General features: G+C 66.4%; 17 protein-coding genes. 10 read left to right on the plus strand and 7 right to left on the minus strand.

What is annotated here, in order from left to right; translation table 11 throughout:
* The first annotated feature begins 130 nt into the window (after nt 1–130).
* From A5651_RS19985 to A5651_RS20015, 7 genes are all read left to right on the plus strand, one after another.
* Nucleotides 131–883, plus strand: coding sequence for a DUF6390 family protein (locus A5651_RS19985; RefSeq protein WP_066984905.1), 753 nt, complete (start codon nt 131–133; stop codon nt 881–883).
* Nucleotides 880–1,617: a hydrogenase assembly protein HupF gene (locus A5651_RS19990; RefSeq protein WP_066984908.1), complete on the plus strand. Its 738-nt coding sequence runs from the start codon at nt 880–882 to the stop codon at nt 1,615–1,617. Before A5651_RS19985 ends, A5651_RS19990 begins: the two co-directional genes overlap by 4 nt.
* Entirely contained in the window at nt 1,614–2,303 is a 690-nt protein-coding gene (locus tag A5651_RS19995) for an SIS domain-containing protein (RefSeq protein ID WP_066984911.1), read from the plus strand. Before A5651_RS19990 ends, A5651_RS19995 begins: the two co-directional genes overlap by 4 nt.
* Nucleotides 2,300–3,397 carry a hydrogenase expression/formation protein HypE gene (gene hypE, locus A5651_RS20000; RefSeq protein WP_082943872.1) on the plus strand — a complete coding sequence of 366 codons (1,098 nt, stop codon included), beginning with the start codon at nt 2,300–2,302 and terminating at the stop codon, nt 3,395–3,397. The genes A5651_RS19995 and hypE overlap by 4 nt, the downstream gene beginning before the upstream one ends.
* 13 nt (nt 3,398–3,410) lie before the next feature.
* Complete coding sequence (locus A5651_RS20005) at nt 3,411–3,683, plus strand: HypC/HybG/HupF family hydrogenase formation chaperone (protein ID WP_066984913.1); 273 nt, start codon at nt 3,411–3,413, stop codon at nt 3,681–3,683.
* 10 nt (nt 3,684–3,693) lie between these two features.
* A complete protein-coding gene (hypD, locus tag A5651_RS20010) occupies nt 3,694–4,821 on the plus strand; it encodes a hydrogenase formation protein HypD (protein WP_066984916.1) in 1,128 nt (375 codons plus the stop codon).
* A gap of 114 nt (nt 4,822–4,935) precedes the next feature.
* Nucleotides 4,936–5,394, plus strand: a complete 459-nt coding sequence (locus tag A5651_RS20015) for a hypothetical protein (RefSeq protein ID WP_066984918.1) — start codon at nt 4,936–4,938, stop codon at nt 5,392–5,394.
* Between the two features lie 4 nt (nt 5,395–5,398).
* On the opposite strand, the gene A5651_RS20020 is transcribed toward A5651_RS20015, so the two are convergent.
* The gene (locus A5651_RS20020) at nt 5,399–5,593 is read right to left on the minus strand and encodes a DUF3046 domain-containing protein (protein WP_066985062.1); all 195 of its coding nucleotides are present in this window, start codon (nt 5,591–5,593) and stop codon (nt 5,399–5,401) included.
* 92 nt (nt 5,594–5,685) lie between these two features.
* Here A5651_RS20020 and A5651_RS20025 point away from each other — a divergent pair, with 92 nt between their 5' ends.
* Nucleotides 5,686–6,243 (plus strand): hemerythrin domain-containing protein, encoded by a 558-nt coding sequence (locus tag A5651_RS20025; RefSeq protein ID WP_066984921.1) that lies wholly within the window; start codon nt 5,686–5,688, stop codon nt 6,241–6,243.
* Here A5651_RS20025 and A5651_RS20030 read toward each other — a convergent pair.
* Nucleotides 6,240–7,412: a glycosyltransferase gene (locus A5651_RS20030; RefSeq protein WP_066984924.1), complete on the minus strand. Its 1,173-nt coding sequence runs from the start codon at nt 7,410–7,412 to the stop codon at nt 6,240–6,242. The two genes, A5651_RS20025 and A5651_RS20030, sit on opposite strands and share 4 nt — an antisense overlap.
* A 41-nt stretch (nt 7,413–7,453) precedes the next feature.
* Here A5651_RS20030 and A5651_RS20035 point away from each other — a divergent pair, with 41 nt between their 5' ends.
* Nucleotides 7,454–7,885, plus strand: coding sequence for a limonene-1,2-epoxide hydrolase family protein (locus tag A5651_RS20035; protein WP_066984928.1), 432 nt, complete (start codon nt 7,454–7,456; stop codon nt 7,883–7,885).
* A gap of 1 nt (nt 7,886) precedes the next feature.
* On the opposite strand, the gene A5651_RS20040 is transcribed toward A5651_RS20035, so the two are convergent.
* From A5651_RS20040 to pgsA, 4 genes are all read right to left on the minus strand, one after another.
* Nucleotides 7,887–8,708: a hypothetical protein gene (locus A5651_RS20040; RefSeq protein WP_066984931.1), complete on the minus strand. Its 822-nt coding sequence runs from the start codon at nt 8,706–8,708 to the stop codon at nt 7,887–7,889.
* 20 nt (nt 8,709–8,728) lie between these two features.
* Nucleotides 8,729–9,553 carry a phage shock protein PspA gene (pspA, locus tag A5651_RS20045; protein ID WP_066984934.1) on the minus strand — a complete coding sequence of 275 codons (825 nt, stop codon included), beginning with the start codon at nt 9,551–9,553 and terminating at the stop codon, nt 8,729–8,731.
* Between the two features lie 84 nt (nt 9,554–9,637).
* Nucleotides 9,638–9,970 (minus strand): transcriptional regulator ClgR, encoded by a 333-nt coding sequence (clgR, locus tag A5651_RS20050; RefSeq protein WP_066984937.1) that lies wholly within the window; start codon nt 9,968–9,970, stop codon nt 9,638–9,640.
* A 106-nt stretch (nt 9,971–10,076) separates the two neighbouring features.
* Entirely contained in the window at nt 10,077–10,673 is a 597-nt protein-coding gene (gene pgsA / locus A5651_RS20055; RefSeq protein WP_066985065.1) for a CDP-diacylglycerol--glycerol-3-phosphate 3-phosphatidyltransferase, read from the minus strand.
* A gap of 78 nt (nt 10,674–10,751) precedes the next feature.
* Between pgsA and A5651_RS20060 the strand changes: the two genes are divergently transcribed.
* Nucleotides 10,752–11,237: an amino-acid N-acetyltransferase gene (locus A5651_RS20060; RefSeq protein ID WP_197496705.1), complete on the plus strand. Its 486-nt coding sequence runs from the start codon at nt 10,752–10,754 to the stop codon at nt 11,235–11,237.
* A 23-nt stretch (nt 11,238–11,260) separates the two neighbouring features.
* On the opposite strand, the gene A5651_RS20065 is transcribed toward A5651_RS20060, so the two are convergent.
* On the minus strand, nt 11,261–13,753 hold the full coding sequence (locus A5651_RS20065; RefSeq protein WP_231988758.1) for a DNA translocase FtsK: 2,493 nt from the start codon (nt 13,751–13,753) through the stop codon (nt 11,261–11,263).
* Nucleotides 13,754–13,877 lie beyond the last annotated feature (124 nt).

The raw sequence follows: 13,877 nt of genomic DNA on the forward strand, positions 1-13,877 counted from the left end.
CCCTGCTGTTGCGCCTGGTGCTCGACGGTTTACGGGCCACGGGCCTTTCGGTGATCACCCATCGACATGTGCCACCCAACGACGGCGGCATCGCGCTCGGGCAACTGCTTGTCGGGACAGCGGGATAGCCATGACCGCACTCCACGAACACAAGCTGCCTGCCGGATACACGATGTTCGCGCGCTACGCCTTTCCCCCGAACGAGCTGGGCTACTGCGGACCTGCCGACTCAGAGGTGCTGTTGCGCGGCGACAATCCCTCCGAAGTGGCCGACAACGCCAAGGAGTTCGACGGCGCGTGGCCGTATCTGCACACGATCGCCGAAGCGGCAGGCATACCGGATCCGCTGGACGTTGAGGTCGTCCGCAGCTACTGGATCGGTGGGCCGCTGCTGGACCGCGTCGATGCCACAGCGTTGGTGCAGACGCTGCGCCGCGCATTCACCGGCCAGGCGACGGGGCTGCTCGGTCACCTGGCTCGGCCCCAAGGGGCGTTGGCCCACCACAGCTTCCACGTCTTCGTGGTGTATCCCTGGGTGCGGTTCCTCGACCGTGAACCGACCATCGCGCTGAAAGTGTTGCAGGACTGCCGAATCCGTTGGGGCGCCGTGGAGTCCGTCGACGACGAGCACGCGACCGTCACGGCGCGCCCGCTGACATTCAGCGATGGCACCCTAGGACTCGGCGAGCCACGGCTCGAGCAGGTGCGGTGGAGCAAGAACGGCGTCGCGCTGATCGGGCGACCCACCCCGGGCGAGGTGGTTGCGGCCCACTGGGAATGGGCCTGCGGGGTCCTCACCGATGACGAATGCGCAGCGCTGGCCGACGCGACGCGGACCACGCTGAACCTGGTGAACACCGACCGGGAGGAGCGAAAAGAATGACGGTTACTTCAGATTCGGGCTGTATCGACGCCAACCTGTCGGCCGACTTGGCTGCGGCGGCGTTGGACCTCGCACGCCACTTTCACGACGGCGCGACACTGTGGGTGATCTCGCCGCAGTGGGAACCACACGCCCATCATGTCGCGGTCGAATTCGTCCATCCCGTGATCGTGGGCAAACGAGCGCTGCCGTCGGTGGCGCTCGTCGAACCCGACCCAGTGGCCCAGGCCCGCGTCGCCGCCCAGCCGGGTGACCTGCTGATGGCGGTGGCGTCGGCCGACGAACCGGCCGCCGTCGACGCGATGCGACGAGCACCCGCCTGGGGTGCGCGGACACTTTGGATCGGGTCCGGCCCGCGGCCACCGGCCGGCGCGGCCGACCACATTCTCTGGGTCGACTCGTACGATCCCATGGTCCCGGCCACCGGGCGCTTCGTCCTGATGTATCACCTGTTGTGGGAGCTCACCCACGTCTGCTTCGAACATCCCGGCCTACTGAAACCCGCTCTTGACGAATCCGCGGACCACGTGTGTGTGACGTGCAGCGACGAAGGACGGCTCGGCGAAGTGATCCTCGAGTCCGCAGATCCCTTGGGCCAGGCCCTCGTTCGCACTGCCGAGGGCGAGGAATGGGTCGATGTCACCGTTCTGGGCGACGTCGCGCCCAACGATCTTGTGCTGGTGCACGCGGGCACCGCGATTGCACGTCACAACACCGAGGAGGTGAACCGATGACCACGCCCAGCAGTGAGAGCACCGAAACAACCGGCTTCCTCTATCCGTTCATCGAGTCGGAGGAAACCGACGCCCGCAGCCTCCTCGACGACCTCGCAGCATCAGCCAGGGGCAAGGCCGCCGAAAGCGCGCGTCTGCAACGAGAATCGCTGAACGAATATGGGCCGGCGCTGGCCGCCGCGGGTAGCGAGATGGCCGAGCGGTTCCTGCGCGGCGGCCGACTCTACACGCTGGGCAACGGGGGCAGCTCAACCGATGCGGCGACGTTGGCATCGCTGTTCAGCCGCCCGGCACGCGGCCGCGCAGTGGCGGCGTGGTCACTTGCAGCCGACGAAGCGGTGGTGACAGCCCTGGGCAACGACGTCGGCTTCGACCTGATCTTCAAACGTCAGATCATTGCCCACGCCCGCGACCGCGATGTCGCGATAGCACTGTCGACGTCGGGCAACTCAGAAGACCTGATGGCTGCCATCACGGAGGCCAAGCGGCGCGGGCTGCTGACAATCGGTTTCTCCGGCCACGACGGTGGGCGAATGGCGGTCGCCGAGGACCTCGCCTACTGCTTCACGGTGCACAGCCAGAGCATCCACCGCATCCAGGAGAGCCACGCCATGCTCGGCTTTCGGCTATGGACAGTCGTCCAGGAACAACTGTCCCGTCCACGCAATGGAGCGAACACCTCATGACAACCAACGCCATGACCGCCGCCGAACGCGAAGACCGTGTGCTGGCGCGCATCGACAAATTCCGTCAGCGCCGCCCCCGGCTGCTCGACGACGTGGTGACTCTGGCACACGGCGCGGGCGGCAAGTCGTCGGCCGCCCTCGTCGACTCGGTGTTCCTCGAGGCATTCCGCAACGACGAACTCGAACAGCTGAACGACGCCGCCGCGTTGCGGACGCCGTCCGGCGACCGGCTCGCGTTCTCCACCGACTCCTTCGTAGTTTCGCCGCGGCGTTTCCCCGGGGGCTCCATCGGCCACGTCGCCGTCCACGGAACGATCAATGACCTCGCGGTGTCGGGCGCACGGCCGCAATGGATTTCGGCGGCCTTCGTCATCGAGGAGGGATTCCCGATCTCGGAGTTGCGCGAGATCGTCGCGGACATGAGCGAGGCCGCCGCCAAAGCAGGCGTGCAGATCGTCACCGGTGACACCAAGGTCGTCGGAAGGGGCGCGGCTGACGGGCTGTACATCACGACCGCGGGTGTGGGCGTGATTCCCGAGGTTCGACGGCTATCGCGTGATCGTGTGCAGCCGGGTGACAAGGTCGTGGTGTCCGGCACGATCGGCGAACACGGGATGGCGGTCATGCTCGCGCGCGGCGACCTGGCCATCGACGCCGACATCGCCTCCGACACTGCGCCGGTCCATGAACTGGTCGAGCTGCTGCTGGAAGCTGCGCCGTCAACCCGGTGGATGCGTGACGTGACCCGCGGTGGCGTCGGAACCGTCTGCAACGAACTGGTCAAGGATTCCTCGTTCGCCCTTGTTCTGGACGAGCAGAGCCTGCCGGTGCTGCCGCAGGTGCTGGGTGCATGCGACATGCTCGGCATCGACCCGCTGTACGTCGCCAACGAAGGGAAGTTCATTGCCGTCGTTGCGGCCGATGAGGCCGAGGCCGCCGTGGCGGCGATGCAGTCACACCCGCAAGGTGTCAGGGCGACCGTCGTGGGCGAGATCATGCCCGAGCCGCACGGCATCGTCGCGCTGCGAACTTCCTTCGGGGGCAGTCGAATCGTCGACATGCTGGTCGGGGACCCACTACCCCGAATCTGCTGAAAGGAGACCGACGATGTGTCTGGGAATTCCCGGCCAGGTGGTCGACATCGTCGACGCCGAACAATCGCTGGCCAAGGTCGACGTCAACGGCGTCCGACGAAACATCAGTGTGCGCCTGCTCGCCGACGACAACCTGCAGGTGGGCGACTGGGTGCTGGTGCACGTCGGGTTCGCGATGGCCAAGATCGACGAGCGCGAGGCAACGCTGACACTCGATCAGGTGCAGAAGATGGGCGCCGATTACCTCAACGAGATCGAGTCCTTCAACTCGTCTGAAATCGCTTGAAAGGCTTGATATGAGATTCGTCGACGAATTCCGTGACCCCGCCGCCGCACGCGCGCTGGTCAAGTCGATCACCGAACTCGCGGCCGGTGACGAGTTCAAGTTCATGGAAGTGTGTGGGGGCCACACCCATACCATCTACCGGCACGGAATCGAGCATCTGCTGCCGAAGTCAGTCGAGCTTGTCCACGGACCGGGCTGCCCGGTGTGTGTTATTCCGATGGGACGCGTCGACGACGCGATGTGGCTCTCCGAACAGCCGAACGTCATCTTCACCACGTTCGGCGACATGATGAGGGTGCCCGGCTCCGAGGGCAACCTCATCGAGGCCAAGGCTCGCGGCGCCGACGTGCGCTTTGTCTACTCCCCGCTCGACGCACTGAAGATCGCTGTCGACAACCCCGATCGACATGTCGTCTTCTTCGCCGTCGGCTTCGAAACCACGGCACCGTCGACCGCCGTGACACTGGTTCGTGCCCGCGCGCTCGGCGTCGGCAATTTCAGCATCTTCTGCAACCACGTGACCATAGTTCCGCCGATCAAGGCCATCCTCGAATCACCGGATCTGAGGCTTTCCGGCTTTCTCGGGCCCGGGCATGTATCCACAGTGGTGGGTCTGCGCCCATACCGGTTCGTGCCGAACGTATATGGAAAGCCAATGGTGGTCGCGGGATTCGAACCGCTCGACATCCTGGCCTCGGTACACATGTTGCTGCGACAAATCAGAACTGGGCGTTGTGAGGTGGAAAACCAATACACGAGGGTCGTGCGTCCAGAAGGCAATACGCAAGCGCTCAAGCTGATGGCCGAAACCTTCGAGTTGCGCCCGCACTTCGAGTGGCGGGGGCTGGGCTTCATCTCACAGAGTGCGCTGAAGATCCACCGTGACTATGCCGACTTCGACGCAGAGCTGAAGTTCGACATGCCCGGAGTGAGGGTCGCAGACCCCAAGGCATGCCAATGCGGAGAGGTCCTCAAGGGCGTCATAAAGCCCTGGGAATGCAAGGTGTTCGGCACCGCATGCACCCCCGAGACGCCGATTGGCACGTGCATGGTTTCTCCCGAAGGCGCTTGCGCCGCTTACTACAACTTCGGCAGGCTGCACCGCGAGACGGCTCAGTTGCTGGGTCAGCGAGGTTAATGCCGCCGAATATGTCCATTAGATACAACGGCGCCATGATCGGCTTTGGCCGCCGACGACGGATGCGCCACCTCTAGGTCGCCGCCAGGCGTGCGGCGGCTCCAAGGAGAACTCATGAGCAGCCCACAAGACCGCTTCGCCGGAGACCCGGAACCAGGGACCCGTGACACGGGATCAGACAAGCCATCAGGCGGCGAAGATCGTCCCTCGGGCACCTACCAGGGCGACGAATCGGTGCCCACTCACGGCGAAGAAAGTGACCCTGGATTCGAGACCAAGTTCACCAACGAACCACCGCGCGACGTCGAGGCCGCCCTTCCGCCATACGAGGGCCGAAAAGCAGAGGCCGATTCAGGCTTCACCGAAGCCCAAGGCGCCAGGACGGGTGGCGCGACAGGACCGACCGGTGATCCTGAATACAAATCACCCGCGCCGGGGCAGACATCCGGCGGAACAACGGCGTCACCCGCTGACGAGCAGCCTGCTTCGCGCGGGTCGGAGTCCGACACCGACGACGACGCGGTGGGCCCGGCTCACACCGCCGGCACCGGCCGCGGCGAGGACAAGCGCTAGCCCGTCACCATTGATCGCGAGGGACATCGAAGTCGGCGCACAGTGCCCGCCAGACGTCACGCGGCTCGACGCCGTCCTCGATGGCCTGTGCGGCTGTGCGTCCGCCGAGATCGGTGAGCACGTGGTCGAGCAGCAGCGACTGCCCACGCACGGGGCCGAACCGACCCTCGACAAGCTCGTTGAATTCGGTCAGACGCACATCGTCCAAACTACCGGCATCCGCCGGTGTCATCGGGCATCGGCGGGGTATCCCCTTGGTCGTAATCACACCTCCAGCCCAAGGTAAATGCCATGACAGCAACACCCGCCGACATCATCGACGACATCGTCACCGACCACCGTGAGGTGGAGGAGATATTCAAAGAGCTTGAGAGCAACCGTAATCCGGATCAGCGGCGCCAGCTCGTCGAGCACGTGATCACCGAACTGGTGCGCCACTCGGTCGGCGAAGAGATGTACCTCTACCCGGCCGCCCGCAAGGCGTTACCCGACGGCGACAAGCTCGTCGACCACGAGTTGCACGAGCACGCCGAAGCCGAAGAGATCATGAAGAAGATCGAGAAGACCGAAGCCGAGGACGCGGGGTTCGACAAGCTGGTCGGCGAATTGATCAAAGACATCCGGCACCACATCGCAGACGAAGAAGGCGACCTCCTTCCGAAACTTCGTGAGGTGTGCGATCGCCAGGAGTTGGCCGAGCTCGGGGAGAAATTCGCAAGCGCCAAGAAGATGGCGCCCACGCGGCCCCACCCCTCGGCGCCGGACGAGCCGCCGGCCAACAAGATCCTGGGTCCGGGCATGGGCTTGATCGACCGCCTGCGCGACGCGCTCAGCGGGCGTAACAGCTAAGCCGACGACACGAGCGCCTCGTGGCACACCCGGACCGGGTCTGCCACATCGGCTGCGGTGGCCCCGGCGCGCCTGGCGGCCGCGGCGTACCGCGGTGAAGACAACACTTCGGTGACCGCCGCCACCAAGGCGGCGGGCTCCAGTGGCCGGATGAGGCGTGCACTCCCCTGCCGCACAAGGCGATTGGCGATCTCCCACTGATCGCCGCCGCCGGGCACCACGACCATCGGCACCCCGGCCATCAGCGTCTTGGACACCATGCCGTGGCCGCCGCCGCAGATCACCAGGTCGGCGTGCGACAGCAGTTCGTCCTGACGGCCGAGGCCCACCACCGCCCACGGCGGCACCTCGAGGTCGTCACCGCCGAGACGCGACACCACGACCCGTGAGCCGTGCGGCAGCGCCTCACCCGGGCGCAGGGTTTCCAGCGCGACTTCGGTCAGGCCACGCGCGCCGGTCACGGCGGTCGAAGGCGCGACGACGACGACCGGGCCGTCCCCCGGCGGGATCTCCAGCACGTCGGTCGTCGGTTCGAAGTGCAACGGCCCGACGATGACGGCCTCCTCCGGCCAGTCGGGGCGCGGCACTTCCAGCGCAGGCAACGTGGCGATCAATCGCCGTAACGGTCCGGGATCGGTTGCGGGCAAACCGATTTCGACCCTCACCGCGGAGCGCTGCTGGATGCCGGCCCGCCAGGCCCGCGCGGTCAGCGCCCGCAGCACGGCGTCGCGGAGCTTGCCGCGGATGCCAACACCGGGCGCCAGCCCGCTGCCCAGCGGCGGCAGGCCCTTCGATGGCCGGTACAGCGGCGCCGGATTCAGCTCGATCCATGGAATTCCGAGCAGCTCGGCGGCCATTCCGCCGCAGGCGGTGATGACGTCGGAGACCACCAGATCGGGTGCCAGCTCCCGCAGCACCGGCACGTTGAGCACCGCCATCCGCGCCGCGCGTTGATGGATCTTGGCCCCCGCGTCGCTGTCGTCGTCGAGCTCGGTGGGATCGAGCCCGACGAGCTCGACGGCGTCCACCCCGACCGACCGGGCGGTGCCGAGCCATTCGGTGCCGGTGAGCAGCGTCGGAGCATCGCCGGCGGCCAGGAACCGCAGGCACAGCGCCAACGCGGGAAACGCGTGTCCGGGATCGGGTCCGGCGACCACGGCGACGCGCATGCGGCTACCCTGCCACAGCCCTGCGGCACTACGCTCTAGGCATGACGTCATCCGAACTGGACACCACGGCCAATGCCCGCACAGTGGAGACGTTCCTCTACGCCATGGCCGATGAAGACTACGACACCGTCGACTCGTTGATGGCCGACGACATCGAGTGGCAGAACGTCGGCTACCCGACTATTCGCGGCCGGCGACGCATCACGAAACTCTTCCGAAGCCAACCGAGCTGGCTCGGCTTCGACGTGAAGTTCCACCGGGTCGCGACGGAAGGCAACGCGGTGCTGACCGAACGCACCGACGCGCTGACCTTCGGCCCAATCCGCGCGCAATTCTGGGTCTGCGGAGTCTTCGAGGTGCACGGCGGCCGAATCACGCTGTGGCGCGACTACTTCGACGTGTGGGATGTGCTGAAGGGAACCGTGCGCGGCCTGCTCGGCGTCGCGATCCCGCCGCTGCGCCCCACGTTCTAACTCACGCGCGCTTGAGCTGACCGAGTTCCTCGAACGCCTTCGCCCATCCGGTCAGCCGGTCGGTGGCGTTGACCAGTTCGGCGCGGTAGCGCTGCTGCGGCATGTGCCCCGCACCATCGGATTGGCTGGCCGCCGACACCAGTTGCGCTGCAGCGGTGACCATGTCGTTGTACTGGCGTGCGCCGTTATCCAGCTGCGCAGTGAACGCCGCGATCGTCGGGGACAGATAGGCCCGCGACTGCGGGGCGTTGGCTGCCGCCCGCTCCATCGACACGACCTCGTCGGCGGTCGCCGCCATGGTCGCGGCCGACTGGTTGGCCACAGCGACGAGCTCGCGCAACTCTGCCGCGGGCAGCATCCTGCCCCGCTCGATCACGCTGATCAACGAGAACAGCCCCCGCTCGGAGGCGGCCAGCGCGGCCATCGGCTGCCGCGCCGCCGAACCCCACGGCGGCAGCCGGCGGGTAGCCCGCGACCGCTGCGGCGGCAGCGGCTCCCCACGCAACCAGCGGTAGCGCAGGAACGAGAGCGTGGCGAGGAAGCCCGCACCGACGGCGATCGGCGCGGGAATGAACAGTGCCCACGCCGGGGTGTGCCACGAGGCAAGCACGGCTGTCACGAAGACGAAGAAGAGACATCCCGCGGTGAAAAACAGCGCAAGCCGCAGCGCCCACTTGCGCTTCCGCAGCTGCTTGGCGCGGGGGTCGGCCGCTGCACTCAGCTTCTGCGCCAGCACGTCGGACAGCTCAGCGGCGGTGTCGATTCCGCGCTGCAGCAATGACCGCCAGGCCTCCGGTCGGCCGGCTGTCGAGCGCTGCTTCACTGCTCCACCTCACGAACCAACTACTGGCCGAGCGGATTCTCGGGAGTGGCCTCCGGCCTAGACACCGGGGACGCAGGCGCGGCTGGCGCCGACGTCCCTGCTGCCCCTCCGGACGGCAGGGCCTCGCCGCGCATCGAGGCCCGGATTTGCTCCAGCCGTGAATGCCCGGCCATCTGCACGCTGGCCTGCTGCACCTCGAGCATGCGGCCCTGCACCGAGTTCTGCGCCAGCTCGGCGGCGCCCATCGCGTTGGCGTAGCGGCGCTCGATCTTCTGCCGGACCTCGTCGAGGCTGGGGGTGTTGCCGGGGGCGGCCAGCTCGCTCATCGACTGCAGTGACGCGCTGACCTGCTCCTGCATCTTGGCCTGCTCGAGCTGGGACAGCAGCTTGGTGCGCTCGGCGATCTTCTGCTGAAGCATCATCGCGTTCTGCTCGACGGCCTTCTTCGCCTGACCGGCGGCCTGAAGCGCCTGGTCGTGAAGCACCTTGAGGTCCTCGACGCTCTGCTCGGCGGTCACCAGCTGCGCGGCGAAGGCCTCGGCGGCGTTGTTGTATTCGGTGGCCTTGGCGGCATCACCGTTGGCGGTCGCCTGGTCGGCCAGCGTCAGCGCCTGGCGAACGTTGACCTGCAGCTTCTCGATGTCGGCGAGTTGGCGGTTGAGCCGCATCTCGAGCTGACGCTGGTTGCCGATGACCTGGGCGGCTTGCTGCGTGAGCGCCTGATGCTGCCGCTGGGCCTCCTCGATGGCCTGCTGGATCTGCACCTTCGGGTCGGCGTACTCGTCGACCTTCGAGCTGAACAGCGCCATCAAGTAGCGCCACCCCTTGACGAACGGATTGGCCATGGGTTCATTCCACCTTCGTGTTCGAGAACGTGCTTCCGTCTGCCTCTAGGAGCCAACCTATCGGTTCTGCGCAGATCAGAACAGCTACGCGACCGCCATCGAAACGGCGTGTGGAATGACGACCTTGGTGGTGGCATCGATGTTCGCCGCGCTCGCCGACGGGGCGGCGAGCGCCTTGCGCTCCTCCTGCGCCATCTCGTCGCCGGCGTCGGACAGCACCTGCGACAGCGGCACATCCAGGGCGCCGCAAATGGCGCTGAGCAGTTCGCTCGAGGCCTCCTTGCGGCCACGCTCGACCTCGGACAGGTAACCCAGGCTCACCCGCGCGGCATCGGACACCTCGCGCAGGGTACGGCCCTGATCAGTGCGGGCACGACGCAGCACGTCGCCGATCACCTCGCGCAGCAATGTCGCCATCGTGCTCTCCTTCGCTTGGGCGTACTAGAGCAACGCCGCGGGTTGCCGGGTGGTTCCCGGACCGGCACGATTGGCGCGATTTTCTGGCCCCGCCCCTCCCACACCGTCACTGACCTGCGACCCGTCCTCGCCAATCGCGGATTGCCGACACCACGTAGTCGACGCCGGTGAGCACGGTCAACACGATCGCGGCGATCATCACGACCCAAGCTCCTGTCAGCCACGGGCCCGACAGTGGCAGGACGAAAAGTCCGATCGCCACGGCCTGAACGAGGGTCTTGAGCTTGCCGCCGCGGCTGGCTGGAATGACGCCGTGGCGCAGCACGACAAAGCGCAGCACGGTGATCCCAATCTCGCGCACCAGGATCACCACCGTCACCCACCACGGCAGCTCGCCGAGCATGGCCAGGCTGATCAGTGCCGCGCCGATCAGCGTCTTGTCGGCGATAGGGTCGGCCAGCCGGCCGAAGTCGGTTTCGATTCCGTAGCTGCGAGCCAGTGCACCGTCGAACCGGTCTGTGATCACCGCGACCGCGAAGATGACGAAAGCGGCGACGCGCCAGGGGGTTTCATGACCGTCGCCGGCGAACAGCGCTATCAGGAAAACCGGGACCAGGACCAGCCGCACGCCGGTGAGCAGGTTGGCGATGTTCGCGACCTTTGCGCGAGGAATCACCGGATCGGTGTGAGGTTGGCCCGACACCGCCACAGAATATCGGTTGCTCGAACCGATACCCTCGCACCTGTGAGCGATGGCGACTGTTCGCGGGCCGACGGGCTCGTGGTGCGCCGCGCCACGACGTCGGATGTGCCCGCGATCAAGGCGCTCGTCGACATCTACTCCGGCCGCATCCTGCTGGAGAAGAACCTGGTGACCCTCTATGAGGCCGTCCAGGAATTCTGGGTCGCCGAACGCGACGGCGAACTCATCGGCTGCGGGGCGCTGCACGTGCTGTGGGCCGACCTCGGCGAGGTGCGCACGGTGGCCGTGCATCCGAGCGTCAAGGGCCGAGGCGTCGGCCACCTGATCGTCGACCGGCTGCTGGACGTGGCCCGCGAACTGCACCTGCAGCGCATCTTCGTGCTCACGTTCGAAACCGAATTCTTCAGCAAGCACGGTTTCGTCGAAATCGAAGGCACGCCGGTGACGGCGGAGGTCTACGAGGAAATGTGCCGCTCGTATGACACGGGCGTGGCCGAGTTCCTCGACCTGTCCTACGTCAAGCCCAACATCCTCGGCAACACGCGAATGCTGTTGACGCTCTAGACCCTTTCACGCCCAAACCGGCGCTACTCGTTGTCGCCGCGCGCATCGATGCCACGGATCGACGCCAGCGTCGCGGCCAACTCGTCGGGCTTGACCAGCACCTCGCGCGCCTTGGAACCCTCGCTGGGGCCGACGATCCCGCGGGTCTCCATGAGGTCCATCAGGCGGCCGGCCTTGGCGAAGCCCACCCGCAACTTGCGCTGCAGCATCGACGTGGAGCCGAACTGGCTGGACACCACGAGCTCGACGGCCTGCAGGAAGACGTCCATGTCGTCGCCGATGTCGGGGTCGACGTCGGTGCGCTCACTGTTGGGTTTGGCCGCCGTGACGCCTTCGGTGTATTCGGGCTCGGCCTGGTCCTTGCAGGCGTTGACGACGGCATGGATCTCGTCATCGGAGACGTAGGCGCCCTGCAGCCGGATCGGCTTGTTGGCGCCCATCGGGATGAACAGGCCGTCGCCCATGCCGATCAGCTTCTCGGCGCCCTGCTGGTCGAGGATCACGCGGCTGTCGGTCAGCGACGATGTCGCAAACGCCAACCGCGACGGCACGTTGGTCTTGATGAGGCCGGTGACCACGTCGACCGACGGCCGCTGTGTCGCCAGCACCAGATGGATGCCTGCGGCGCGGGCCTTCTGGGTGATTCGAACGACGGCGTCTTCGACATCGCGCGGCGCCGTCATCATCAGGTCGGCCAACTCGTCGACGATCGCCACGATGTACGGATACGGCCGGTATTCGCGCTGGCTTCCCAGCGGCGCCGTGATTTCTCCTGATCGCACCTTGGCGTTGAAGTCATCGATGTGGCGCACCCGCGACGCCTGCATGTCTTGGTAGCGCTGCTCCATCTCCTCGACCAGCCACGTCAGCGCCGCTGCCGCCTTCTTGGGTTGCGTGACGATGGGCGTGATCAGGTGCGGAATGCCTTCGTAGGGCGTCAATTCCACCATCTTCGGATCGATCAGGATCATCCTGACCTCTTCGGGAGTGGCGCGCGCCAGCAGCGACACCAGCATCGAGTTGACGAAGCTGGACTTACCAGAACCGGTGGAACCGGCCACCAACAGGTGCGGCATCTTCGCAAGGTTCCACGAAATGTACTCGCCCTCAATGTCTTTGCCGAGCGCGATCACCAACGGATGGTGGTCGCTGCGGGTCGATGGATCGGTCAGCACGTCGGCAAGACGCACCATTTCCCGGTCGGTGTTGGGCACCTCGATGCCGACGGCTGACTTACCCGGGATCGGCGCGAGCATCCGCACGCTCTCGGTCGCCACCGCATAGGCGATGTTCTTCTGCAGCTGGGTGATCTTCTCGACCTTCACCCCCGGCCCGAGCTCAACCTCGTACCGGGTGACGGTCGGCCCACGCGTGCAGCCGGTGACAGCGGCGTTCACCTTGAACTGCTGCAGCACCTCCGAAATCGCTTCTGCCGTATGGTCATTGGCAGCTGAGCGCCGCTTCGGCGGATCGCCCTTCTGCAGCAATTCCAGCGACGGCAGGTTGTAGGGTCCCTCGACGACGCGGTCGGCCACCTGCTTTGCTGGCTTGGCTTTCTTGCGCTTGGCCGCACGCGTCGGCTCAGGGATCGTGGGTGCCTCGTCGTCGAGCGGGTAGTTCTCCATCGGCGTGCCGCCGTTGAATGTCGCCGCCGCTGCGGCTCCGGAAGAAGGCCAGGCCTGCCCCTCGTCGCCGTAGGCGGACGGGTCGTCGTAGTAGCCGTCGGAGAAGTCCTCGGGCCCAGCCTCGGCGTAGCCGTCGAATTCGTCGTCATAGAACTCTTCGTCGTCGCGCCACCGCGTGCTGAACATGTCGCGCAGCGTGTCGGGCACCTCGCGGATCGTGGTGCCGGTGACCAGCAGCACGCCGAACAGCACACCGATGAACAGCAGCGGCGCCGCGATCCACTGGGTCAGGCCCTCGGCCAGGGGGCCACCGATGGCGAAGCCGACGAACCCGGCGGCGTGCTGTCGGTCGGCAGGGTTGACCGGCGAGCCGGCCCACAGGTGCCACAGACCAAGCGCGGGCAGGGTGATCATCGCCGCCCCGAGAATCAGCCGGGGACGGGCGTCAGGGTCCGGCTCGGTCCGCATGAGGATGACCGCGATCGCGATCAGTGCGATCGGCAACAGCACCACGGCCGACCCGATCAGCACGCGCAGGGAATTGTCGATCCATCCGCCCACCGGCCGGGCGGCGTCGAACCACGAGCTGGCCACGATGATGACCGCGACCCCCAGCAGCGCCAGCGCGATCCCGTCGCGGCGGTGTCCGGCGTCGATCTCCCGCGCGCGTCCCACCGATCGGGCCGTCGAACCGGCTCCCCTGGCCAGCATCAGCCACCCGGCGCGGGCGCCGCGTCCGATGGCCAACCCTGCCGCGGGGACGGGTGACGGGCTGCGGCGTTTGGCTGGCTTGCGGCGTGCAGCGGGCTTCGCCGAGCGGGCTCCGGACCGCGAACCGGCCTTTGACCTGCTCGAACGGCCTCCGGAGCGCGCAGCGGTCTTACTTGGCATGATCTCCAGCCTAGTCGCTGCGGCCCCAAATTCACCATCAGCCACACGGGTCACAGTTGGGTGACGAAATTTAGTTAGGCCGACTTCAGTAAGGTGCTCAATTGACCGCTTTTCACTCATCGAG

It is taken from the genome of Mycobacterium sp. 1274761.0, assembly GCF_001668615.1.
Classification (GTDB): domain Bacteria; phylum Actinomycetota; class Actinomycetes; order Mycobacteriales; family Mycobacteriaceae; genus Mycobacterium.